Annotated in this window: 23 protein-coding genes; 15 read left to right on the top strand and 8 right to left on the bottom strand. The window is 57.6% G+C overall.

Annotation, left to right across the window (positions count from 1 at the left end; all coding sequences use genetic code 11):
- The first annotated feature begins 7 nt into the window (after positions 1-7).
- From IEX40_RS09240 to IEX40_RS09230, 3 genes are all read left to right on the top strand, one after another.
- Positions 8-3184, top strand: a complete 3177-nt coding sequence (locus tag IEX40_RS09240; RefSeq protein ID WP_188747505.1) for an efflux RND transporter permease subunit — start codon at positions 8-10, stop codon at positions 3182-3184.
- Positions 3181-3537, top strand: a complete 357-nt coding sequence (locus IEX40_RS09235; RefSeq protein ID WP_188747503.1) for a copper resistance CopC family protein — start codon at positions 3181-3183, stop codon at positions 3535-3537. Before IEX40_RS09240 ends, IEX40_RS09235 begins: the two co-directional genes overlap by 4 nt.
- 97 nt (positions 3538-3634) lie before the next feature.
- Positions 3635-3883 (top strand): SHOCT domain-containing protein, encoded by a 249-nt coding sequence (locus IEX40_RS09230; protein WP_229680668.1) that lies wholly within the window; start codon positions 3635-3637, stop codon positions 3881-3883.
- A gap of 19 nt (positions 3884-3902) precedes the next feature.
- Here the strand turns inward: IEX40_RS09230 and IEX40_RS09225 are convergent, their stop codons facing one another.
- The 3 genes from IEX40_RS09225 to IEX40_RS09215 form a co-directional block, all read right to left on the bottom strand.
- Positions 3903-4580 (bottom strand): heavy metal response regulator transcription factor, encoded by a 678-nt coding sequence (locus IEX40_RS09225; protein WP_188747501.1) that lies wholly within the window; start codon positions 4578-4580, stop codon positions 3903-3905.
- Between the two features lie 66 nt (positions 4581-4646).
- Positions 4647-6023: a heavy metal sensor histidine kinase gene (locus IEX40_RS09220; protein WP_188747499.1), complete on the bottom strand. Its 1377-nt coding sequence runs from the start codon at positions 6021-6023 to the stop codon at positions 4647-4649.
- Positions 6020-6703 carry a heavy metal response regulator transcription factor gene (locus tag IEX40_RS09215; RefSeq protein ID WP_188747498.1) on the bottom strand — a complete coding sequence of 228 codons (684 nt, stop codon included), beginning with the start codon at positions 6701-6703 and terminating at the stop codon, positions 6020-6022. The genes IEX40_RS09220 and IEX40_RS09215 overlap by 4 nt, the downstream gene beginning before the upstream one ends.
- Before the next feature lie 182 nt (positions 6704-6885).
- On the opposite strand from IEX40_RS09215, the gene IEX40_RS09210 reads away from it, so the two are divergent.
- The 6 genes from IEX40_RS09210 (at position 6886) to cueR (ending at position 12299) form a co-directional block, all read left to right on the top strand.
- The gene (locus IEX40_RS09210) at positions 6886-7116 is read left to right on the top strand and encodes a DUF2933 domain-containing protein (protein ID WP_373286479.1); all 231 of its coding nucleotides are present in this window, start codon (positions 6886-6888) and stop codon (positions 7114-7116) included.
- 61 nt (positions 7117-7177) lie between these two features.
- The gene (locus tag IEX40_RS09205) at positions 7178-7831 is read left to right on the top strand and encodes a methyltransferase family protein (RefSeq protein ID WP_188747496.1); all 654 of its coding nucleotides are present in this window, start codon (positions 7178-7180) and stop codon (positions 7829-7831) included.
- 142 nt (positions 7832-7973) lie between these two features.
- The gene (locus tag IEX40_RS09200; RefSeq protein ID WP_188747494.1) at positions 7974-8582 is read left to right on the top strand and encodes a hypothetical protein; all 609 of its coding nucleotides are present in this window, start codon (positions 7974-7976) and stop codon (positions 8580-8582) included.
- 98 nt (positions 8583-8680) lie between these two features.
- Positions 8681-9097, top strand: a complete 417-nt coding sequence (locus tag IEX40_RS09195) for a c-type cytochrome (RefSeq protein WP_188747492.1) — start codon at positions 8681-8683, stop codon at positions 9095-9097.
- A 135-nt stretch (positions 9098-9232) separates the two neighbouring features.
- Positions 9233-11719: a heavy metal translocating P-type ATPase gene (locus tag IEX40_RS09190; protein WP_188747490.1), complete on the top strand. Its 2487-nt coding sequence runs from the start codon at positions 9233-9235 to the stop codon at positions 11717-11719.
- Between the two features lie 103 nt (positions 11720-11822).
- The gene (gene cueR, locus IEX40_RS09185; RefSeq protein WP_188747488.1) at positions 11823-12299 is read left to right on the top strand and encodes a Cu(I)-responsive transcriptional regulator; all 477 of its coding nucleotides are present in this window, start codon (positions 11823-11825) and stop codon (positions 12297-12299) included.
- Positions 12300-12441: 142 nt separating this feature from the next.
- Here the strand turns inward: cueR and IEX40_RS09180 are convergent, their stop codons facing one another.
- Complete coding sequence (locus IEX40_RS09180; protein WP_188747485.1) at positions 12442-12648, bottom strand: heavy-metal-associated domain-containing protein; 207 nt, start codon at positions 12646-12648, stop codon at positions 12442-12444.
- 173 nt (positions 12649-12821) lie between these two features.
- Between IEX40_RS09180 and IEX40_RS09175 the strand changes: the two genes are divergently transcribed.
- The 6 genes from IEX40_RS09175 (at position 12822) to IEX40_RS09150 (ending at position 17206) form a co-directional block, all read left to right on the top strand.
- Positions 12822-15122, top strand: coding sequence for a heavy metal translocating P-type ATPase (locus IEX40_RS09175; protein WP_188747483.1), 2301 nt, complete (start codon positions 12822-12824; stop codon positions 15120-15122).
- A gap of 16 nt (positions 15123-15138) precedes the next feature.
- Positions 15139-15495: a cupredoxin domain-containing protein gene (locus tag IEX40_RS09170; RefSeq protein WP_229680667.1), complete on the top strand. Its 357-nt coding sequence runs from the start codon at positions 15139-15141 to the stop codon at positions 15493-15495.
- 26 nt (positions 15496-15521) lie between these two features.
- Positions 15522-15875, top strand: a complete 354-nt coding sequence (locus tag IEX40_RS09165; protein WP_188747481.1) for a cation transporter — start codon at positions 15522-15524, stop codon at positions 15873-15875.
- Positions 15876-15955: 80 nt separating this feature from the next.
- Positions 15956-16333, top strand: a complete 378-nt coding sequence (locus IEX40_RS09160; RefSeq protein WP_188747479.1) for an NfeD family protein — start codon at positions 15956-15958, stop codon at positions 16331-16333.
- A gap of 79 nt (positions 16334-16412) precedes the next feature.
- A complete protein-coding gene (locus IEX40_RS09155) occupies positions 16413-16901 on the top strand; it encodes a hypothetical protein (RefSeq protein WP_229680666.1) in 489 nt (162 codons plus the stop codon).
- The gene (locus IEX40_RS09150; RefSeq protein WP_188747477.1) at positions 16898-17206 is read left to right on the top strand and encodes a hypothetical protein; all 309 of its coding nucleotides are present in this window, start codon (positions 16898-16900) and stop codon (positions 17204-17206) included. Before IEX40_RS09155 ends, IEX40_RS09150 begins: the two co-directional genes overlap by 4 nt.
- Before the next feature lie 76 nt (positions 17207-17282).
- Here IEX40_RS09150 and IEX40_RS09145 read toward each other — a convergent pair whose 3' ends face one another.
- Genes IEX40_RS09145 through IEX40_RS09130 form a run of 4 tightly spaced genes read right to left on the bottom strand, consistent with a single transcriptional unit; the run spans position 17283 to position 22167 of the window.
- Entirely contained in the window at positions 17283-18374 is a 1092-nt protein-coding gene (locus IEX40_RS09145; RefSeq protein ID WP_188747475.1) for an ABC transporter permease, read from the bottom strand.
- Positions 18374-19471 (bottom strand): ABC transporter permease, encoded by a 1098-nt coding sequence (locus tag IEX40_RS09140; RefSeq protein ID WP_188747473.1) that lies wholly within the window; start codon positions 19469-19471, stop codon positions 18374-18376. The genes IEX40_RS09145 and IEX40_RS09140 overlap by 1 nt, the downstream gene beginning before the upstream one ends.
- Positions 19468-21207: an ATP-binding cassette domain-containing protein gene (locus IEX40_RS09135; protein WP_188747471.1), complete on the bottom strand. Its 1740-nt coding sequence runs from the start codon at positions 21205-21207 to the stop codon at positions 19468-19470. The genes IEX40_RS09140 and IEX40_RS09135 overlap by 4 nt, the downstream gene beginning before the upstream one ends.
- A complete protein-coding gene (locus IEX40_RS09130) occupies positions 21208-22167 on the bottom strand; it encodes an HlyD family secretion protein (protein ID WP_188747468.1) in 960 nt (319 codons plus the stop codon).
- Positions 22168-22303 lie beyond the last annotated feature (136 nt).

Raw genomic sequence — 22303 nt, 5'->3', positions numbered from 1 at the left:
AGACATCATGATCGAATCGATAATCCGCTGGTCGGTCGGCAACCGTTTCTTTGTGCTGCTGGCAACGCTGATTCTGTTGGGTTGGGGGGTGTTTTCGCTGAAAAATACCCCAGTGGACGCAATACCCGACCTGTCCGACGTGCAGGTGATCATCAAGACCAGCTACCCCGGGCAGGCGCCGCAGGTGGTGGAGGATCAGGTCACCTATCCGTTGACCACGGCAATGCTGTCGGTGCCGGGCGCGGTTACCGTGCGCGGCTACTCGTTCTTCGGTGATTCCTACGTCTACGTGATCTTCGACGAGAGCACCGATATCTACTGGGCCCGCAGCCGCGTGCTGGAGTACCTGTCGCAGGTAGCGCCATCGCTGCCGGAGAACGCCCGTCCTCAACTGGGACCGGATGCTACCGGAGTAGGTTGGGTCTACCTCTACGCCCTGCAGGACAAGACCGGCCGGCACGACATCAGTCAGTTGCGCTCACTGCAGGACTGGTTCCTCAAGTACGAGCTGCAGACCGTTCCCGGAGTTTCGGAAGTCGCGGCGATCGGCGGTATGGTCAAGCAGTACCAGGTGCGGGTGAATCCGGACAAGCTGCGTGCGCTGGATATGCCGCTGTCGCATGTCCAGAATGCGATTCGCCGCGGCAACCAGGAGGTGGGCGCGTCGGTGGTGGAAATGGCCGAAGCCGAGTACATGGTACGTGCCACAGGCTACATCAAGGGTGTGACGGATCTGGAGAACATTCCGCTCGGCGTTAACCCCAACGGTACGCCGCTGTTGCTCAAGGATGTGGCCGATATCGGCACCGGCCCCCAGATGCGCCGCGGTATCGCCGAACTGAATGGCGAGGGCGAGGTGGTCGGCGGCGTGGTGGTAATGCGTTTCGGTGAAAATGCGCAGAAGACCATCGATGGGGTCAAGGCCAAGCTGGAGACGCTAAAGGCCGGTCTTCCGGAAGGGGTCGAAGTGGTCACCGTTTATGACCGATCGGGCCTGATCGGGCGTGCAGTGGAGAACCTTTGGCACAAGCTGCTGGAGGAGTTTATTGTCGTCGCGCTTGTCTGCATGCTGTTCCTGTTCCATATCCGCTCATCGCTGGTGGCGATTATCAGCCTGCCGGTGGGGATACTGGCGGCGTTCGGCGTCATGCATCTGCAGGGGATAAACGCCAATATCATGTCATTGGGCGGTATCGCCATCGCCATCGGTGCGATGATCGACGGCGCTATCGTCATGATAGAGAACATGCACAAGCATATGGAGCGCACGCCGCTGACACCGGAAAACCGGTGGAGGGTGGTAACCGAGTCTGCCAGCGAGGTGGGGCCAGCGCTGTTTTTTAGCTTGCTGATCATCACCGTTAGCTTTGTACCTGTATTTACATTGGAGTCCCAGGAAGGGCGGATGTTTGCGCCGCTGGCCTTCACCAAAACCTATGCCATGGCGGCGGCCGCAGCGCTGGCGATCACCCTGGTGCCGGTGCTGATGGGCTATTTCATCCGTGGCAAGGTGCTGCCAGAGCATAAGAACCCGCTCAACCGGCTGCTAACCGCGCTCTATATGCCCACGCTGAAAGGGGTGCTCAGGTTCCCGAAAGTCACGCTGTTTGGCGCCCTGCTGGTGCTGGCGGCCGGGTTCTGGCCGCTGGACAAGATCGGCAGCGAGTTCATTCCGACTCTGGATGAGGGCGACCTGATGTACATGCCGACCACCTATCCCGGTATCTCGGTGGGGCAGGCTCGCCAGGTGCTGCAACAGACCGACAAGCTGATCCGCACCATACCTGAGGTGGAAAGCGTATTCGGTAAGGTGGGCCGGGCTGATTCCGCTACAGATCCTGCGCCACTGACGATGATCGAGACCTTTATTCAGCTCAAACCGCGTGAAGAGTGGCGTGAGGGTGTGACCACCGACAGTCTGAAGCAGGAGCTTGATGCCTTGGTCAAGTTGCCCGGCGTCACCAACGCCTGGGTGATGCCGATCAAGACCCGCATCGACATGCTGGCCACCGGCATCAAGACCCCAGTGGGGATCAAGATTGCAGGTCCCGAGCTTGAACAGATCCAGCAGATCGGTCAACAGCTTGAAGCGATCCTCAAGGATGTGCCCGGAACCGCATCGGTCTACTCAGAGCGTGTGGCGGGCGGGCGTTACATCAAGGTGGATATACAGCGTGACAGTGCGGCACGCTACGGCCTAAATATTGCCGATGTCCAGCAGATCGTGGCCAGTGCCATTGGTGGCATGAACGTGTCGCAGACTGTCGAGGGGCTTGAACGTTACCCGATCAACGTGCGCTATCCGCAGGAGTACCGCAACTCGCCCGAGCAACTGGCGCTGCTGCCGATCGTGACGCCGTCGGGACAGCGAATAGCGCTCGCTGACGTTGCGGATGTGTACGTCGAGGAGGGACCGCCGGGGATCAAGAGCGAGAACGCGCGTCTGAACGGATGGACCTTTATCGATATCGATGGCGTGGATCTGGGCTCCTATGTGGCCAACGCACAGACCATCGTCGCCGATCAGATTGCGTTACCGGCTGGGTACTCCATCGCCTGGTCAGGCCAGTACGAGTACATGCAGCGCGCCAAGGAGAAACTGACCTACGTGATCCCGCTGACGCTGGCGATCATCGTCGTGCTGCTGTTCATCAATTTCCGCAACCTGACCGAGGTTGCGATCATCATGGGCACGCTGCCTCTGGCGACGGTGGGCAGTGTCTGGTTGATGTATTGGCAGGGCTTCAACTTCTCCATCGCTGTCGGCGTCGGCTTCATTGCGCTGGCCGGGGTGGCGGTGGAGATCGGCGTGATCATGCTGGTGTATCTGAACCAGGCCTGGCGGGAGATGTTGGTGCGCTGTGCCAGCCACCAGACACTGCCGCGCGAGGAGACCCTGCGCCACGCGGTGCTGCACGGTGCCGGCTTGCGTGTACGTCCGGTGATGATGACGGCGGCGGCGATCATCATCGGTCTACTTCCGATTTTATACGGCACCGGTACCGGCTCGGAAGTGATGAGCCGAATAGCGGCGCCGATGGTGGGTGGGATGGTCAGTGCAGTGGTACTGACGCTGCTGGTATTGCCCGCCGTCTATTACCTCTGGCGTCAGCGCACAATCAAACGCATGACACTGGAAACACTTCTTGGTGACACTACTCAAAACGAGGAAACAACACGATGAAACAGCTGAAATCTCTGATTGCCGCAGGCCTGATTGCTCTCTCTGCACCCTCATTTGCACAGTCTGACATGATGGGCATGATGAGCTCACATCCGATGGACGGCGCTATGGTAATGGAGCCAACGCAAAACCTGGAATTGACCTTCGGCATGAACGTACGCCTGGTTAACGTTAAGGTGATCGACTCCAGCAACAAGCCCATGAGTATCGGTTTCAAACCGATGGAGGAGCATACCAAAAGCTTCAACGTGCCCGTACCGACGCTGAAGCCGGATAACTATACTGTGCACTGGACCGCTATGGGCGAGGACGGCCACCGTATGAACGGTTCCTTCCAGTTCATGCAGCATTGATCCAGAGCAGTCTTAACATCGATTGAACGGGGGCCGGCATAACAGCCGGCCCTATTTTTTCTATGCTAGGTATAGGGTTCTGATACGGGAGCTACAGATGATGTGGGGTGAATGGGGACAATACGGTTGGGGCTGGATGCTGTTCGGCGGGTTGCACATGCTGCTGTTCTGGCTGCTGATCATTCTAGGGATCGCCGCACTGGTGAAGTGGCTTTGGGGTGCAGAGGAGAAGGGCTCCAATCGGCGGCAGGATGCACTTGATGTCCTGCATGAGCGGTACGCCCGTGGCGAGATCGATCGGGAGACCTATCTTGCCATGAAGCAGGATATCCTGGCCGGAAAATAAGCAGTATCGGAGTGCAGGATCACGCCCGCGGCTCCAGCACATAGCCCATGCCGCGTACGGTGTGGATCAGCGCAGGCGTGAACCGGTCGTCTATTTTGCTGCGCAGGCGACGTACAGCGACTTCGATTACGTTTGTGTCGCTGTCGAAATTCATATCCCAGACCTGGGACGCAATCAATGAACGCGGCAGTACCTCTCCCTGGCGCCGCATCAGCAACTCAAGCAGCAGGAACTCCTTGGCGGTCAGGTCGATACGCTGTCCGGCCCGAATGGCACGGCGCTTTACCAGGTCCAGTTCAAGATTTGCCACCTGCAGTAGTGTCGGCTCCAGTGAGACTCGCCCACGGCGTAGCAAGGTGCGTACCCTGGCCAGAAGTTCAGAGAACGCGAAAGGCTTGATGAGATAGTCATCGGCGCCTAATTCCAGGCCTTTAACTCGATCCTCCACATCGTCACGGGCGGTGAGGAACAGCACCGGTACCTGGTTGCCCTGATCTCGCAGCGTTTTCAGTATCTGCCACCCGTCCAGTTCCGGCAGCATTACATCGAGCAGGATCAGGTCGTACACCTGGCTTGTCGCCCGCATCAGGCCCTCAATACCACTTCGCACCAAGTCGGTGCTAAACCCGGCTTCCGCAAGTCCTTTCTGCAGGTAGTCGCCGGTTTTGATCTCATCTTCAACGATCAGCAGCTTCACAGCCTGGTCACCCTCCCATACAGCCGTTGGTAGCATCTGGGAAAGGGTATCAGGGTTGGTTCGTCGCTACACGGGAAAACTCAAGGTAAAACAGGTCGCGTCAGCATCTGAGTGAACGTCGATACGCCCGCTGTGGGCCTTGACGATCGCTTGGGTGATCGACAGGCCCAGCCCTGTACCTTCGTGGTTGCTATGGCAACGAGACTGATCACAGCGATAAAAGCGGTCAAACAGGTAGGGGAGTTCCTTGGGGGGGATCGCGGCTCCGGTGTTCCTGATATGGACCCGTAACTCACCGGGTTTGGGGACGATCTCAACGTCGATGCACCCACCATCGGGGGTGTGGCGTATAGCATTGGACAGCAAGTTACTGATCGCTCTATCGACCATGATGCGATCGCCTTTAAGCTCGCCACCGCCTTGCATCCTCATTGACAGATTGCGCTCCTCGGCAAGTGCTTCGTAAAAATCGAACAACTTGACGATTTCGAACTCCAGCATGAAATGCTCTCTGGAAGGGAGATCGAGGTTATGTTCCGCTTTAGCCAGGAATAGCATGTCGGAGATCATCCGTGACAGCCGATCCAGCTCCTCCAGGTTGGAGGCCAGGACATCCCGATACTCGTCGACAGAACGTTGATGGGACAGGGATACCTGTGTTTGCGTCATCAGATTGCTGATCGGCGTGCGCAGTTCGTGGGCGATATCGGACGAGAAGTGGGTGAGACGATTGAACGACTCCTCCAGACGGTCCAGCATCGAGTTCAACTCGATAGCCAGCGCCGCCAACTCGACCGGGACTGATTCAACCGGCAGACGTTGATCGAGGCGTTTAGCGGTGACGGATTTCGCTTTGCTCTCCATGGCTCGTAGGGGCGACAGCCCCTGCCGCGAGACCCACCATCCCAGTAGGGCGCTGAGCATTGTCGCGACAAGCATCAGTCCCAATAGCTTTTGCGCAAACTGGTGCATGAACGTGGTATGCCGAGTCGTTTCCATGGCGGCGGATATGATCAGCTGCTGTCCGTCGGGCTGGCTACGGGGTAGTGCCATAGCAACCCCCCGGTACTCAACGTCCCCCTCGTGCCACTCCAGGCGTTGAGGCTTACCCGGCGCTTGCAGCAATGTATCGGTGTCATAGGGCAACGCGATGGCGCTTGCGGAAAACAGGCTGTCTCCAGCAGAGGAGGCGATCTTGATGACAATACTGTCATGGTCAACAACGGAGTTTTTGATGACCGACTCAACCGCCGGCAGCGCATTGCGACTTTGCAGGTTTGTGACAATGTTTGCCGTGACGCGCAGTTTGTCGTCCAGCTCGGAATAGTCCTGGATTTCGAAATGGTGCCCGATCGAATGCTGAATCAAAAAACCCAGCGCAGTGAAAATGGCGACAGATACAAGTATGAACAACAGAGTCAATCGGGTGGTTAGCGAGATCATAGTCGGGTAGATTCATCCATCACATAGCCCATCCCCCTGAGCGTGTGTATCAGTTTGGTCGGGAAGGGGTCATCTATTTTGCTGCGCAGTCGCCTTATGGCCACCTCTATAATATTGGTATCGCTGTCGAAGTTCATATCCCAGACCTGCGATGCGATCAGCGACCGGGACAGCACCTCACCACGCCGGCGCAACATGAACTCCAGTAAGGTGTACTCTTTGGCGGTCAGGTTGATCCGCTGTCCGCTGCGGATTACCCGACGCCTGATCATGTCAACCTCAAGATCGGCCAGCAGCAGTGTGGTCGGCTCAACGGAAGGGGTATTACGGCGCAGCTGGTTACGGATCCGTGCCAGTAGCTCGGAAAACGCAAAGGGTTTGACCAGATAGTCGTTCGCCCCCATCTCCAGTCCCCGAACCCGGTCATCAACCTGGTCACGGGCGGTAAGGAAGATCACCGCGGTGGTGTTGTGGCTATTGCGCAGGCCTTGCAGAATCTGCCAACCCGTCATTCCCGGTAGCATGATATCGAGAATGATCAGGTCGTACTCCCCGGTAATGGCCAGATGCAGGCCATCGGTACCTGTATTGGCGAGATCCAACACATAGCCGGACTCCGTCAACCCCTGCTTGAGGTAGGCGCCGGTTTTCAGTTCATCTTCTACGAGCAGTATCTTCATCACTACACACCTCCGACAGAATACAGTGTGCCAGCAAATCAGCCGCATGAGCGTCGGATTACGAAAATGTAATTCTCAGGTAAGTTTTCTGTCGGGCTTTGTCATCCATACTGTAAGTGAGAAAAAGGGATGGGGTGTAACCGATTCCATTACCCTTGCCTGTAACAAGAGGGGAGCACGCCATGACCGAGGGCAAGCCTGAATCATTCTGGATGAGTGGCCGAGGTATGGTCGCGCTAGGGGCGGTCGCCATCCTGGGCTATTTTCTGGTGATGGAGCACCGGGCGCATCTGGTGGCCTGGTTGCCCTACCTGATGCTTCTGCTCTGTCCATTAATGCATCTGTTTATGCACCACGGACATGGCCATGGGTCGAGCCAGGGTGGCGATACAAAGCACCGTGATGATAAGTGAGATATGTCCGGTAACATTTGATTGCGGAGTTTAATCAACGCAAAGCTGGAGCCAGGTTCCTATGCAAGAGCATGATGCCTATGGCCTATGGGTGCTGGTGTTTATCAACTCGGCCGTGTTTATCTTTTTCGCGTTCAGCTTTACCAAACCGAGAACAGGACTCGATTGGCGTGGGCTGGGTGGGTTCGCTGCTTTCGTGGTCGCTCTCTTTACCGAAATGTACGGTTTTCCGTTAACCATCTATCTGCTGTCCGGCTGGCTACAGAGCAGATTCCCTGAGCTGGATCTGTTCTCTCATGAAAGTGGTCATCTCTGGCATACGCTTCTGGGGCTGGAAGGCGATCCGCATTTAGACATTTTTCATATAATCAGCAACCTATTGATAATCGCGGGCTTTTTTATGCTGGCTTCGGCCTGGCATGTGCTGCATCGGGCGCAGCAGCAGAACCGCCTTGCTACGTCTGGCCTCTATGCCCGGATGCGCCATCCTCAGTACTCGGCATTCATTCTGATCATGTTCGGATTTCTGGTGCAGTGGCCGACCTTACTGACCCTGATCATGTTCCCGGTACTGGTTGTGGCCTACATTCGACTGGCAAAGCGGGAGGAGCAAGCCGTCTTGGCAACCTTTGGTGCTGAGTACTTACAGTACCGGAAGAGAACGCCGGCTTTCATACCGAAGGTTTTTCAGCGCACTGTGGTTCCCGATCATTGATGCTAGTGATCGGTTCGATATAGCTCTGGCCAGGCTGGACAGGCATAGAAACTTGGCAGCAGGCACCTCCGTACAGTGCGGAGAGGTCGCCAGGTACGGTTTCTAACATAAAACGACGATCCATTGATCTGGAGTAAACACTATGAAAACACCGACGCTAATTCTGACGCTGGCGCTGTCAATTGCCAGCCCTCTTGGTTGGGCCGAACAGGAACATCATCCGAATGCGAGTGCCCAAGCCGGCGCGCCAGCGGCAACGACAGGTACAACAATGCAGTCGTCCATGCAGGAGCGGCTGGATCGGATGCAAACACTTGCCGATCAGTTGGCGACCACCGAGGACGCGGCACAACGGCGCGATTTGATGGAGGAGCACCGCAAGGCGATGACGGATATCCGTGGCATGATGGGGGGAATGCCGCAGGGCGGCGGCATGGGCATGATGGGTGGCATGGAGATGATGAGCGGTCAGGGCGCTATGATGCCGATGATGCAGCGCATGCAAGAGATGCAGGCGGGTATGGACCGGATCATGGACACCGACGATCCGCAAAAACGGATGAAACTGATGAAAGATCACCGTCAACAGTTGCAGGAAACGATGGGCATGATGGGTGGAATGCAGCAGAGCGCCGGCATGGGCATGATGGGCGGTCAGATGGGCTGTGTTGGCATGATGGAGGCCTATCGCCAGATGGATAAGCGTCTTGATCTGATGCAGCAACTGCTGGAGCAGCGCTTGGATAAGTAGCAGGCTTGTTAGGACGGGGGGCGTTTTAACGGGGCAGGGGCGTATGGGAAGGTCGCCTCTCCCAGTAAAGAAGGCCATATGGACAAGAGGAATATCAAATGCCAGTGAGTAAACTACTACAATTCCGCTCCAGCCTGCTGGTGTTTGTGATGCTTTCGGCGAATGTTGCGCTGGCGGACCATCGCGAGGGACATGTCGATGTCACGGAGCCGACTCTCAGCAAGATGGCCGCGACCGGCCAGCGCGCGTTCAATGAAACCTGCGCCAAATGTCACGGTGATAACGGTGCGGGCACGATGAAGGGGCCTCCGTTGGTTCACAAGATCTATAATCCGGGCCACCATAGTGACCAAGCGATCTACAATGCGATGCGAAATGGCGTACGCGAGCATCACTGGCCCTACGGCGATATGCCGAAACAAACGAGCGTCGGCTTCATGGAGTCCACCGCTATCGTGAAATTTATCCGCGAAATGCAGGAAGCCAACGGCATTGTTTACCAGCAGCACCGTTGATAACTCATTTAGGAACAGCTGCGCTCCGGACCACTCGTCAGGGTAAATGAGGCGGAACAATTCTTTCTTGACCTTGCCATTGTGGGAAGGTTTATATTCCGGGAGTATCATCATGAGATGCTGGTAAGGAGGCAGATGGTGAATACTCAGGTCAAACAAAATCCGTCGTCCGTGACGACGATAAGCCTACCCATTGAAGGCATGAGTTGCGCCTCTTGTGTCGGCCGAGTGGAAGCGGCACTCAAGAGGGTAGATAACGTTGCTGAGGTCGCGGTGAATCTGGCAACCGAGCGTGCGGACATACGCAGCGCTGCGCCGCTCGATCGTGAATTACTGATCGAGGCCGTGGAAAAAGCGGGCTACTCGGTGCCTGCAACGACCACTGAACTCTCCATCGAGGGTATGAGCTGCGCGTCCTGTGTCGGTCGGGTGGAGCGCGCCTTGCGAGCCATCCCTGGCGTCATCGAGGCCAATGTCAATCTCGCCACCGAACGGGCAAGTGTACGCGGCAATGCCGGCGCGGAAGCCCTCATCGCCGCAGTGGCGGATGCCGGCTATACGGCCAGCCCACTGGATTGGACCGGGTCGGAAGCCGATGAGACTGCCGAGAAGAAGGATGCCGAGCAGGCCGAGCTCAAGCGGGACCTGAGCATTGCCGCGATCCTCTCCCTTCCCGTGTTTCTGATCGAGATGGGGTCTCACCTAATCCCCGGCATTCATCACTTCGTGATGAACACGATTGGCCAGCAGATGAGTTGGTATATCCAGTTCGCGCTGGCAACGCTGGTGTTGTTCGGGCCGGGGCTGCGCTTTTTCAAGAAGGGCGTGCCCGCGCTACTGCGTCGTGCTCCGGATATGAACTCGCTGGTGGTGCTCGGTACATCGGCCGCTTGGGGGTATTCGGTCATTGCGACCTTCTTCTCCGGTTTGCTGCCGTCAGGCACTGCAAACGTCTACTACGAGGCTGCAGCGGTCATCGTTACCCTGATCCTGCTCGGACGCTTTTTTGAAGCGCGTGCGAAAGGGCGCACTTCCCAGGCAATCAAGCGGCTGATTGGTCTGCAGGCCAAGACGGCGCGCGTGAAGCGTGACGGCAGATCGGTGGAGATCGCCATTGGTGAGGTACAGCCGGGCGAAATCCTGGAGGTTAGACCTGGTGAACGCATTCCTGTTGACGGCGAAGTGATCGAAGGCGAGAGCTATGTCGATGAATCGATGATCACCGGTGAGCCGGTGCCGGTAGCCAAGACGACCGGTAGCCCGGTGGTGGGCGGCACCGTCAACCAGAAAGGGGCGCTTGAACTTAAAGCCACGGCGGTGGGCGGCAAGACAGTCCTGGCGCAGATCATTCGCATGGTCGAGGAGGCGCAAGGCTCGAAACTGCCGATTCAGGGGCTGGTGGACAGGGTCACGATGTGGTTTGTACCCGCTGTAATGGGCGCGGCGCTGCTCACGTTTCTGGTCTGGTTTTTCTTTGGACCTTCGCCAGCGCTGAGCCTCGCGCTGGTCAATGCAGTCGCGGTGCTGATCATCGCCTGTCCCTGCGCCATGGGACTGGCGACGCCTACTTCCATCATGGTGGGCACGGGTCGCGGCGCGGAGATGGGCGTGCTGTTCCGCAAGGGGGAAGCCCTGCAGTTGCTGAAGGACGCCAGAGTCGTCGCGGTCGACAAGACCGGTACTCTGACCGAGGGCAAACCGGCGCTGACCGATCTGGAGATTGCCGAGGGGTTTGACCGCAACGATGTACTGGTACGTATCGCGGCCGTGGAGGCACGGTCGGAACATCCTATCGCCCGCGCCATCGCTGAAGCGGCGGAAGCCGAGGCATTAACGCTGCCCAAGGTCTCCGGCTTCGAGTCCGTGACCGGTTTTGGTGTCAAGGCAGAGGCTGAAGGCGTGTCGATCGAGATCGGCGCCGACCGCTACATGAACAGGCTCGGGTTGGATGTGGCGCCCTTCGCCGAGACCGCTGCGCGTCTTGCGGATGAGGGTAAATCACCGCTCTATGCGGCGATCGGCGGCAAGCTGGCAGCGATTATCGCCGTATCCGATCCGATCAAGAGCTCCACACCGGAGGCGATCGCGCTATTACATGAGTTGGGGCTTAAAGTCGCGATGATCACCGGCGACAATCGGCGCACGGCCGAAGCGATCGCCAGACAGTTGGGCATCGATGAGGTCGTGGCCGAGGTCCTGCCGGAAGGCAAGGTCGAAGCGGTGAAAGCGCTCAAGTCCAGCCACGGCAAGCTGGCCTTTGTGGGTGATGGCATCAATGACGCTCCGGCACTGGCGGAAGCGGATGTGGGTATCGCCATCGGCACCGGCACCGACATTGCCATCGAAGCGGCGGACGTGGTGCTGATGTCTGGAAGCCTGAAGGGGATCCCAAATGCCATTGCGCTTTCACAGGGGACCATCCGTAATATCAAACAGAACCTGTTCTGGGCATTTGCTTACAACACGGCCCTGATCCCTCTGGCGGCGGGTGTGCTCTATCCGGCGTTTAGCATCCTGCTTTCACCTATCCTGGCGGCAGGGGCGATGGCCCTCTCTTCGGTCTTCGTACTGGGTAACGCACTAAGGCTGCGTAGGTTCAGAGCCCCCGTCCAGGCTGAATGAGGGCATGCGAGCCTGCTATCGGCAGGCTCGCTTTGGTCTTATAGGTATAGAAGCTGAGAGATTTCGAGAGATTCCTTCCATTTGTACAGGTAGAGGTAGAGCGATGAACATCGGAAAGGTGGCCGCGGCGTCAGGCGTTTCGGCGAAGATGATCCGCTACTATGAATCGATCGGCCTGATCCCCGAGGTATCTAGAACGGATGCCGGCTACCGCGAATACTCCGATAAAGACGTACACCGCCTGCGTTTCATCCGTCGTGCACGCGATCTGGGGTTTTCGGTAGAGCAGATGGCGGAGCTGCTCGCACTTTGGCAGGACCGCGACCGGGCTAGCGCAGACGTCAAACGCATTGCACTCGAACACGTTGCCGAACTGCAGCGCAAGGCGCGCGAACTGCAGGAGATGAGCGAGACGCTCGCGCATCTGGCTGGACACTGTCAGGGTGATTCCCGGCCGGACTGTCCGATAATCAGTGAACTTTCAGAGGAGGGAGGGGCTGAGGATTCTCGAGTTGGCGTCCGACCACGCTTCGGCAAGACCGGTCTAGAGACCGGACGCAAACCGCGGCAGTCGCGGTAATCGCCGATATCGATCGGACAAGCAAGGTGACGACCAGAGCGAAGTCTGTCGCAGGAACCAAGAAAAAGGCTGCCCGGGGATCTCTCCGATGCAGCCTTTTTTGATGCGTAACAGAAGCGATGTGAACGCCTCTAAGCGAGTATCAGGCGCTAACCTGCTGGTTTTCGTAACCGGCTTCTCGAATGACATCGCTGATGGATGCGACTTCGAGATTACTGCTGACAGTCACTTCGCCTTTTGCAAGATCGGCTGATACTTCAGCCTGTGGGTCGAGCCCTTTGACCGCTTTTTCGATCGTGGAAACGCAGTGGCCGCACGACATACCGGTAACTTTGAGCTGGTGGTGCATTTTTAACTCCTTGGTAAATTGGACATAACGAAGATAGACCTTCCAACACTGGTAAGGTCAATATTTTGATCGCCAAGATTACAAAAATGTAATCCCACGGTAAGTCTCATGTGGAGGCGGATCATCCATACTGTTAGTCAGGAAAAAGGCTTTCCCAGAGTGGAGCATTCGTCATGCATGAAGCGAAACATCACACCGAGCATTGTCATGATCAAGGCAACAAGCCTGCAGCAGGCGACACAGGTAATATGCACGAGCTGCTGATTGATGGGGCCGGATGTGCCAGCTGTGTGGGCAAGATCGAATCAGCGCTGAAAAGGGTGCCGGGAGTGGAACAGGCATCTATGAATTTCGCCCAGCGCACGGTCAGCGTCAGCGGTAACGTGTCCGACCAGACCCTGATCGAGGCGGTGGAAGCTGCGGGTTATGGAGCAAAACCGGTGCAGGCAGAGTCCACAGAGGATCTGCTGAGCGAAAAGGAGCAAGCCGACCTGGCGTACTACAAACGCCTTATCCGCGAGATGACCATCGCGCTGGGACTGGGCGTACCGCTGATGCTCTACGGTCTTTTCATCGGTGAGATGACGGTAACCACCACCGGTGAAAGGATCGCCTGGTTGCTGGTGGGCCTGGCGACGCTGGCGGTGATGTTGTTTTCCGGTCGCCATTTCTACGTCGGTGCCTGGAAATCGTTCATCAACCACAGTGCGAACATGGATACCCTGATTGCGCTGGGCACCGGTACTGCCTGGGCGTATTCGATGGTGGTGGTGTTCTTTCCCCAGGCGGTGCCGGATATGGCACGTCACGTTTATTTCGAAGCAACCGCGATGATTATCGGTCTGATCGACCTCGGGCTGGCACTGGAGATCCGGGCTCGTGGGCGTACCTCGGAAGCGATCAAGCGGCTGATCGGACTGCAGGCCAAGACCGCGCGTGTGTTGCGTGATGACCAGGAGGTCGATATCCCGATAGAACAGGTTCTACAGGGCGATCGGGTCCGAGTACGCCCCGGTGAGAAGATTCCGGTCGATGGTATCGTCGAGGAGGGTCACTCCTCGGTGGATGAATCGATGCTGACCGGTGAGCCGATGCCGGTGGAGAAAACCACCGAAGACGAGGTCGTGGGCGGCACCCTTAACAAATCCGGCACCCTGCTATTCAAGGCGACGCGAGTGGGCAAGGATACCGCGCTGGCCAGAATCATCTCGATGGTCAAACAGGCACAAAACTCCAAACCGCCAATCGGGAGGTTGGCTGACGTGATTTCGGGGTATTTCGTACCGGCGATCATGATCATCGCCGTACTCAGTGCCCTGGCCTGGCTCAACTTTGGCCCCGAACCGGTCATCGCCTTCGCGGTGGTGTCCGCCACCACTGTGCTGATTATCGCATGCCCCTGTGCATTGGGGCTGGCCACACCGATGTCAGTAATGGTCGGTGTCGGTAAGGCTGCCGAGGCCGGCGTGTTGATTAGAAATGGTCAAGCACTGCAGACCGCCTCCAAGATCACCGCGATGATCCTGGACAAGACCGGCACCATCACCGAGGGTGCTCCGAAGGTCACCGAAATTAAAACGATTGGCGGGGCCGATGAAGCGGAGGTGCTGAGACTGGCTGCAACCCTTGAGCAGGGGTCGGAGCACCCACTGGCACAATCGATCGTCGAGTCGGCCAAGGACAGGGGATTAAACCTGGGTAGTACTGACAGCTTCAACGCCATCGCCGGTCACGGCGTCGAAGGGAATGTGGAGGGCAGGGCAATTCTGTTCGGCAATGAGAAGTTGATGCGCGACCGCCAGATAGCGATCGACGCCCATCTGGAGCCGGCTCAGGCGATGGCCGCCCGGGCGCAGACACCGATGTATCTGGCTGCGGATAACCAGTTGCTAGCGCTGATTGCTGTCGCCGACCCGATCAAGCAGGATTCTGTCGACGCAATCCGGCGGCTACAGAAAGACGGCATACGCGTGGTGATGCTGACCGGCGATAACCGCGACACGGCGAAGGCGGTTGCCGAGCAGGTAGGAATCAAGGAGGTGTTCGCGGAGGTGCTGCCGGAGGATAAATCCGACAAGGTTGCAGAACTGCAGAAGCAGGGCGAGATTGTAGGTATGACCGGTGACGGCATCAACGATGCGCCGGCGCTGGCACTGGCCGATGTAGGCTTCGCCATCGGTACTGGTACCGACGTTGCGATCGAGAGTGCCGATGTCACGCTGATGCGTGGTTCTCTGCATGGGCTCGCGGATGCCATCGCGGTCAGTCGCGCCACGTTACGCAACATCCGCCAGAACCTGTTTGGCGCGTTCATCTACAACGCCGCTGGCGTGCCTATTGCAGCGGGCCTTCTATACCCCTTTATCGGGGTACTGTTGAGTCCGGTGATAGCGGGTGCGGCGATGGCGTTCTCATCGCTGACGGTGGTAACCAACGCCAACCGCCTGCGTTTATTTAAACCTCAAGAACACTGATCAGGAGGAGAGCACCATGATGTTGCTTATCAACCTGCTGGGTCTGCTGCTGATCGCACTGATCGTCTGGTGGTTCTGGCTCCACAAAGGCGAAAGCACACAAATTGATTCAGGGGAGATTACGATCAACGTCAACGACGGTGTTTACGATCCCGCGCATATCCGCGTTCCGGCAGGTCAGCCCGCGACGCTCAGGTTCCTGCGCAAGGACCCGTCACCCTGTGCCAGCGTGGTGGTGTTCAGCGATTTCGACATCAGCCAGGAGCTCCCCCTGAACAAGACCAAGGATGTACGACTGCAACCGATGCAACCGGGCCGCTATCCTTTCACGTGCCAGATGCAGATGTATCGGGGCGAGTTGATCGTGGAGTAAAACGTTGGAGGAAAAAGGAGGCAGCAATGAGCGATCTTGATCACAGACCAGGCGTAAAAGAAGCGAACCTGGTGACACGTAAGCTGAAACTGTCGGGCATCGATCAGCCGGGGATAAGCGCCTTGGTCGCCGAGCTTGATCAGTTGTTTGGTATGGACAGCGTGAACTACGCTTCAGACTCAGCAACCCTGTCATTCGCTTACGATGCCACGCACTGCAGCGTGGATGTGGTGGAATCGATCGTCAACAAACACGGTGCGCAGTTCGCTGCCAGTTGGTGGAATCGTACCAAACGCGGTTATTACCGTTTTGTCGATCAAAACATGAAGGACAACGCGGGCTACGAGCCCCACTGCTGCAACAAAGTACCGCGGAAGTAGTTGCAGCAGCCTCGAAGAAGCTTAGCGGCACAATACCGATCAACAACAGGGATAGATCGGTAACGAGCAGGAGGAACGATATGTGCCATCTGATTCTGTTTATGCCGCTTCTTGGGCTGGCGGTCTTTCTGATCTGGCCCTTGAGCCTGGCAGGGCCGCTATACGCTGTGATATTTGTGCTTTCAGTGGCGATGTACGTATTGATATTCAAAGCGATGCGTCTGCCTGTCGTCACTGGCAGCGAAGCGATGCTGCGAAGTGTCGGCACCGTGTTGAGAAAAGAAGCAGACCATTGGCAGATCCGGGTCGGTAACGAGACCTGGGAAGCCGAGTCCGCGGATTCATTAAAGATAGGGGAAAGGGTACGGGTAACCGGGATTGATGGCCTACGTCTTCAGGTCAAGCCTGACAGCGAAGCTGAGATTGTGTCGCATAACACCATAATGTTAAAGCACTAATATACAGGGCGGTGCGTTTGCGTTTAACTAACCCTTTACTATGGTTTTAGCATCCACTCCGGTAATCAGGAAGACAAGGATGGAATCGATACAATCCGAACTCATACTGTTGGCGCACCCCTCATTTGGTGTCCTTGCGATTCTCACAGCGGTCTGGGTATTTGCCGAGACCATCAATAACCAAGCAACCAGCTACGGGAGGCTGAGGCTGTTAAGCCTGGCGGGCACCCTGTTGATGTGGCTGAGTTACCTGGTAGGCGGGTATTGGTATGTTGTCTATTACGGCGCCGATAAGGCGTTGATCAAAGCCGGTCCCTGGCCGTTCGCACACAGCTTTTTCATGGAAGTGAAAGAGCATCTGTTTTTCAGCCTGTTGCTGATGTCGACCTATCTGCCCATCGCCGTTTTCGGCCTGACCGCAGGCCGGGTTGGCCTGAAACCGGTAGTGCTGTGGGTGTCGGCCTGGATCGTCGTGCTGGGGCTGGCTATGGAGGGCGCTGGCGCCTTTATCAGCATGGGCACTAAGGTGGCCCTGCTCGCGACCCAATCGATGGGGGAAACGCCATGAACGATACCGGAATCGGCCGCTACAACCGCGGATTCGCATTGTCGCTCGCTATCACCAGCCTGCTGAGCGCGCTATTGGTTGTCATCAAGGAGGAAAACCAGGACTCGGTGCTTGCCTGGATGATAGCCGCGACCGGCCACCACTGGGTCACCCATGGCGTTCTGGTACTGGTCCTCTATGCAGTGCTCGGCTGGATACTGGCCCAACTGCAGTTGGGAACCCGTTTGACCGGCAATGGGCTCAGCGCCGTTATTTCGGGCAGTCTGGTGGTCAGCGGACTGATTATTGCGGGTTATTTCATCTAAGTCCCAACATCAACGCAGTTTCCAGACACTAGCCAGCGGGCCGCCGACACGCCGCACAACCTGAACCAGCCCAGGGTCAGGTCCGCTGACGATGAAAAACTGCCGCGGCGATAGCGTACAGAGCCAGTCCTATTCCCGCCAGCGCCAACGCCTGCAACCACAAATCGGCTATCCCGTTACCCTTGAGGAAAATGCCGAGGATCACGTCCATGTAGTAACGTAATGGACTCAACAGCGACAGGTATTGCAGCGCACTGGGCATGCTTGCGATCGGAGCCAGGGTTCCGGACAGGAACATCATAGGGAAGAGCCCAAAGAAGGATAGCAACAGTGCCTGCTGTAGCGTGCGGCAGGCCGCCGCTATCAGCACGCCGATACCGATGGCGCTGAGCAGAAAGAGCGCGGTCAGTAGCACGAAGAGAAGCAGGCTGCCCCGCAACGGCACATCGAACCACCAGACGATCAGCAGGCTCGGAAAGACCGACAGCGTACCCATCAGCAGCGTCGGTACTGTTTTGGCGATGAATAACTCGCTGATCCGGACTGGGGTGACCTGAAGTTGGTCGATGGTACCGAACTCCTTTTCACGCACGATGGTTGCGGCAGGGTGGATGACGCCCACCATCAGTGCGGCAAGTGCAATCATCGACAATACCATGAAGCGCGTATAGGTTAGGTCCGGGTTGTACCAGATGCGGATAACCGGCTGCACGCTGGGCGTGACGTCCAGGCCAAGGCCGGCCTGATAGAAAATCAGCCCCCGCATAATGTAGTTTCGTACGGTGGCGGCGGTATTGGCATCGCTGCCATCAAGCAACAATTGCAGCGTTGGTTCTTCGTCACGCACAAGGTCCGCAGCGTAATCCGGGGGGATCACCAGCACCGCTCGGGTGCGGCCCGACTGCAGCCACTGCTCGGCCTGCTGCATATCCTGGGGGAACCCTGTCAGCCGGAAAGACTCGCTGCTGGTCAGCGAATCGACCAGCAGCCGGCTAGCGGCGTTACGATCCTGATCGAGCACCGCCAGCGGCAGATGACGTAGGTCCAGTCCCAGCGCATAGGCGCAGATCACCACCTCGACCGTATACAGCCATAGGATCAGCAGCAGGATCACCCGATCACGGAAGAACTGTATCAACTCCTTGATCAGCAGGCTGGAAAGTCTCATCAGGCCACCTTCTTTCTCAATCGCCAACTGGCGAGAAAAAATACCGCCAGCGTGTAGACGGCCAGCACCGTTACCTGGGTCAGGGCGATATCGATACCTATGCCTTTCAGCACGATGCCGCGTGATATTTCGACGAAATAACGTCCGGGGAAGATGCCCGAGTAAAGCTGTAGCAGCGCCGGCATCGTAAAGATGGGAAACAGCAGGCCGGAAAACAGAAAAGAGGGCATCAGTGTCACGATCAGCGCGAGGAGCATGGCACTGAGCTGTGTTCGAGTTAGTGTCGAGACCAGCAGACCGATTCCGACGGTACAGAACACATAGATCAAACCCGCGGCCACCAAAAAGGCGAAACTACCCCGGAAGGGTACCCCGAACCAGAGGTAACCGACCGCCACCACCATCAGCATTTGCAACAACGCGATCAGGCTGTAGGGCACCAGCTTTCCGATAATGAACTCGCTCGAGGTCAGGGGAGAGGCGAATATGGACTGAATCGTACCTGTCTCCTTTTCACGCACCACACCAAGTGCGGTCAGAAGAGGCGGGAAAGCCAACAGAATGACGGCATAGAGGCCGGGTACAACATAGTTGGCGCTCGCCAGTGAGGGGTTGTACCAGATCCGCGTTTCAAGCCGCAGCCGGCCCTCGGGGGGTGCCGCGGCATAGCTTGATACCAAGTTTTCGGCATAACCGGCCGCCAGCAGCGCTGTTGTGGAGTAGGTGCCATCCACCAATATCTGTACGTCCGGGTGTTCCTGGCGTAACAAGCTCTCCTGTAACCCGGACGGTATGACCAGCACAAGGTCCACCTGGTTGCGCTGGAGCACTGTCTCGATTTCGCGGGCGGAGTTGAGGAACCGGCCCAGGTAGAACGACTCATTGCTGGTCAGGTGCTCGATCAGCGCTCGGCTGGCCGGGGTTCTGTCCTCATCGAGTACGCCCAGGGCCGCCTTGCGCAGATCAAGCGAGATCGCATAGCCAAATAGAAACAGCATGACCAGAGGCATCAGAATCGCCACGCCCAGTGTGATAGGGTCGCGCAGGATCTCGCGCGACTCCTTGCCGATGACGGCGCTGATGCGGTGAGGGTTCATGTGATCGCCCCTTCGTCCGCCGACGCCCGAGCCATGTAGGTCATGAACAGGGTTTCCATATCGGCCGTGTGCAGCGGAGTCTCGAGGGCGCTCCGCAATTCGCCGAGCGTACCCAGCGCAATCAGGCGGCCGTTGTTCATCAGCCCGAGCCGATGGCAGTAATAGGCTTCCTCGAGGTAATGGGTGCTGACCAGGACCGCCATGCCGGCGCGTGCCAACAATTGGATCAGTTGCCAGAAGCGCCGACGTGCCAGCGGATCGACGCCCGACGTCGGTTCATCGAGGAACAGCACTGCGGGGCGATGCATAATGGCGCAGGCCAGCGCCAGTCGCTGGCGTAAAGCCCCCGATAGATCACCGGCCTGACGTCCGTCGATCCCCTCTATACCGACAACGGTTTTGACCCAATGGACGGCATCCCTGCGTTTGTGCCTGGAAAGGCCGTATAAGCCGGCAAAAAAGACCAGGTTTTCGATGACACTGAGGTCGGGGTAGAGGGAGAAGTGTTGTGACATATAGCCAATACGGGCGCGCACTGCCATCGGCGCACTTCTGAGCGCCACACCCGCGATGTGCACCTCGCCGGCACTCGGACGCTGAAGGCCGCAGAGTACCCGGATAAGGGTCGTCTTGCCGGCCCCATTAGGTCCCAACCAACCGATCACTTCTCCCGCGGCGACACGGAACGAGAGATTCTTCAAAGCCGAAAAGTTACCGAAGCGCACGCTGATGCCGCGAGCCGTAATGGCATCGGTGCCATCGACTTGAACGGACTCGAAGCCAGTCTGTTCCGGCGTAGAACCTGTGTCAGTCGGCGGTGCTGTAAGCTGGACAAAGGTATTTTCCAGATCGGGGGCTGCCGGTCCAAAGGCGCCCAGGGCTTCGAGTTTGTGCCTTAGCGGCTCGGATGGCGCTTTACCTGACGCCAGTTGCAGACGGAAGCGGTCGGCAAGCCATTGTCCGCTGACAATTTCGCGGTACTCGCCAGTAAGCTGCTGTACCTCCTCCTGCCGGGCTGTCACTACTTCATACACTTGCCCGCGCGCCCTCTCTTTCAGCGCGTCCGGGCTGTCAACCGCCAGCAGTTGCCCCTGATGCAAAAACGCCAGCCGGTCACAGTAGCTCGCTTCGTCCATGTAGGGTGTAGTCAGAACGATGGTCGTTCCCTGGGCGCGAAAGGTTCTCAGCATCCTCCACAGGTCCCTCCGCGATACCGGATCGACGCCGAGGCTGAGTTCGTCGAGAAGCAACAGCGAAGGCTCATGAATCAGATTGGTACACAGTGACAACTTCTTGCGCATCCCACCTGAAAGCACCCGGGCTTCACGGCGGCAAGCGCTCTCCAGCCCTGCCATCTGCAACAGCGCCTTGCGACGCTGCTGGAACAGCGCGTCAGGTACACTGCGTATGCGGGCCGAAAAGGCCAGATTCTCGTCCACACTCAGCCGATCGTAGAGCGTAAAACCCTGGGACATGTAGCCGATTCGGGCGGTCACCTGAGCGGCATCCCGTACGGTATCGAATCCGAGTACGCGGCAGCGGCCGGCAGTCGGATCCAGAATCGCGGCCAGCAGCTGCATCAGTGTGGTTTTACCCGCGCCGTCGGGGCCAAGGATACCGAAAATCTCCCCGCGACCTATCTGCAAATCGATGCGGGATAGCGCCTCATGGTGACCAAAGCACCGGCCAACTCCCTCTGCTTCGATAATCCATTTGTCACTATCCTGTGTCCCCATCTATCGCGGGACCTCCAGCGTTTGCGGCCAGGCCTGGTCGTCTGACCAGCGAATCCAAGCATCCGCAGGCATGCCGGGCTTGAGCAGACCGTCGGGGTTGTCCAGCGCAAGCTCGACGCCGAATACCATGCGGGCGCGCTCTTCCGGAAGGTGAATATCCCGCGGCGTGAATTGGGCTCGCTGATCGATCCGTACGACTTTGCCCAGGAAGTAGCGGCTGGGAAACGCATTGATCCGTACTCTGGCCTGGTTGCCGAGCCTGATCTTGCCGATCTGCTGTTCGACAATGTACAGCTTGAGTTTGAGTCGCGAGAGGTCGACCAACACCGCAACAGCGGTTTGCGGAGTCGCCAGTTCGCCGGTTTCGATACCCTTGACCAACAGAACGCCGTCTGCCGGTGCTGTAATTTCGGTTTTTTCGCGCTCCAGCTTTACCAGTCGCAGTGACTGTTGCGCGGCCAGCAGGCGCGCATCGCTTTCCGTCAGCTTTGCCTGCAACACCTTCACCTGGCCTTCGGCCTCTTTCAAACGGTCTTCGGCTTGCCCCAGTTGCTGGGGCGTTGCAGTACCGCTTTGGCTCAGTTCGCGAAAACGTTCGTAGTCCGATGTGGCAGTGCGGGTGTGGTGGCGCCAGATCGATAACTCGGCCTGCAGTGCATCGATACCGTCGCGGATGGCGGTCAGCTCCGCCTCGGCCAGCGCCTGGCGAATCTTAAGCTCGCTGTCATCGAGGCGCAGCAAAAGGTCGCCGGTGGTAACAGGCCGGCCTTCCTGCATGCGATTTTCAAGCACCCGCCCGATAGTCTCTGAGCTGACTCTGATCTCGGTGCCCTCTATATGACCGCTGCCATAGAGGATGGCCTCAGGCAGCGGCACGGGACTGAGCACGCGGTAAAGAACATAGGATGCAAGGGCAAGAGCACAAACGGCCGCTGCCGTCCATATCCAGGTTTTATTCATTGTGTAGACCTTGCTGTCGCCCGCTATTTGATAGCCCAAATCGCGCACTAAGCACTCTGCTAACCTGTTATACACATAATAGTCATTACGCGGTTGTTACCCGGTCAAGTTAACCATTTAGTCGTCCGGTACTAAT

It is taken from the genome of Marinobacterium zhoushanense, assembly GCF_014641945.1.
Taxonomy (GTDB): domain Bacteria; phylum Pseudomonadota; class Gammaproteobacteria; order Pseudomonadales; family Balneatricaceae; genus Marinobacterium_D; species Marinobacterium_D zhoushanense.
This window is presented reverse-complemented; position numbering and strand designations above follow the sequence as displayed.

What these genes read in the sequence shown, in the direction of transcription:
- IEX40_RS09130 (WP_188747468.1), bottom strand. Translation starts at nt 22,167, where the DNA reads ATGAATAAAACCTGGATATGGACGGCAGCGGCCGTTTGTGCTCTTGCC.
- IEX40_RS09155 (WP_229680666.1), top strand. Translation starts at nt 16,413, where the DNA reads ATGGAATCGATACAATCCGAACTCATACTGTTGGCGCACCCCTCATTT.
- IEX40_RS09180 (WP_188747485.1), bottom strand. Translation starts at nt 12,648, where the DNA reads ATGCACCACCAGCTCAAAGTTACCGGTATGTCGTGCGGCCACTGCGTT.
- IEX40_RS09175 (WP_188747483.1), top strand. Translation starts at nt 12,822, where the DNA reads ATGCATGAAGCGAAACATCACACCGAGCATTGTCATGATCAAGGCAAC.
- IEX40_RS09230 (WP_229680668.1), top strand. Translation starts at nt 3,635, where the DNA reads ATGATGTGGGGTGAATGGGGACAATACGGTTGGGGCTGGATGCTGTTC.
- IEX40_RS09150 (WP_188747477.1), top strand. Translation starts at nt 16,898, where the DNA reads ATGAACGATACCGGAATCGGCCGCTACAACCGCGGATTCGCATTGTCG.
- IEX40_RS09215 (WP_188747498.1), bottom strand. Translation starts at nt 6,703, where the DNA reads ATGAAGATACTGCTCGTAGAAGATGAACTGAAAACCGGCGCCTACCTC.
- cueR (WP_188747488.1), top strand. Translation starts at nt 11,823, where the DNA reads ATGAACATCGGAAAGGTGGCCGCGGCGTCAGGCGTTTCGGCGAAGATG.
- IEX40_RS09160 (WP_188747479.1), top strand. Translation starts at nt 15,956, where the DNA reads ATGTGCCATCTGATTCTGTTTATGCCGCTTCTTGGGCTGGCGGTCTTT.
- IEX40_RS09140 (WP_188747473.1), bottom strand. Translation starts at nt 19,471, where the DNA reads ATGAACCCTCACCGCATCAGCGCCGTCATCGGCAAGGAGTCGCGCGAG.
- IEX40_RS09195 (WP_188747492.1), top strand. Translation starts at nt 8,681, where the DNA reads ATGCCAGTGAGTAAACTACTACAATTCCGCTCCAGCCTGCTGGTGTTT.
- IEX40_RS09235 (WP_188747503.1), top strand. Translation starts at nt 3,181, where the DNA reads ATGAAACAGCTGAAATCTCTGATTGCCGCAGGCCTGATTGCTCTCTCT.
- IEX40_RS09220 (WP_188747499.1), bottom strand. Translation starts at nt 6,023, where the DNA reads ATGATCTCGCTAACCACCCGATTGACTCTGTTGTTCATACTTGTATCT.
- IEX40_RS09240 (WP_188747505.1), top strand. Translation starts at nt 8, where the DNA reads ATGATCGAATCGATAATCCGCTGGTCGGTCGGCAACCGTTTCTTTGTG.
- IEX40_RS09170 (WP_229680667.1), top strand. Translation starts at nt 15,139, where the DNA reads ATGATGTTGCTTATCAACCTGCTGGGTCTGCTGCTGATCGCACTGATC.
- IEX40_RS09210 (WP_373286479.1), top strand. Translation starts at nt 6,886, where the DNA reads ATGACCGAGGGCAAGCCTGAATCATTCTGGATGAGTGGCCGAGGTATG.
- IEX40_RS09205 (WP_188747496.1), top strand. Translation starts at nt 7,178, where the DNA reads ATGCAAGAGCATGATGCCTATGGCCTATGGGTGCTGGTGTTTATCAAC.
- IEX40_RS09165 (WP_188747481.1), top strand. Translation starts at nt 15,522, where the DNA reads ATGAGCGATCTTGATCACAGACCAGGCGTAAAAGAAGCGAACCTGGTG.
- IEX40_RS09190 (WP_188747490.1), top strand. Translation starts at nt 9,233, where the DNA reads ATGGTGAATACTCAGGTCAAACAAAATCCGTCGTCCGTGACGACGATA.
- IEX40_RS09145 (WP_188747475.1), bottom strand. Translation starts at nt 18,374, where the DNA reads ATGAGACTTTCCAGCCTGCTGATCAAGGAGTTGATACAGTTCTTCCGT.
- IEX40_RS09200 (WP_188747494.1), top strand. Translation starts at nt 7,974, where the DNA reads ATGAAAACACCGACGCTAATTCTGACGCTGGCGCTGTCAATTGCCAGC.
- IEX40_RS09135 (WP_188747471.1), bottom strand. Translation starts at nt 21,207, where the DNA reads ATGGGGACACAGGATAGTGACAAATGGATTATCGAAGCAGAGGGAGTT.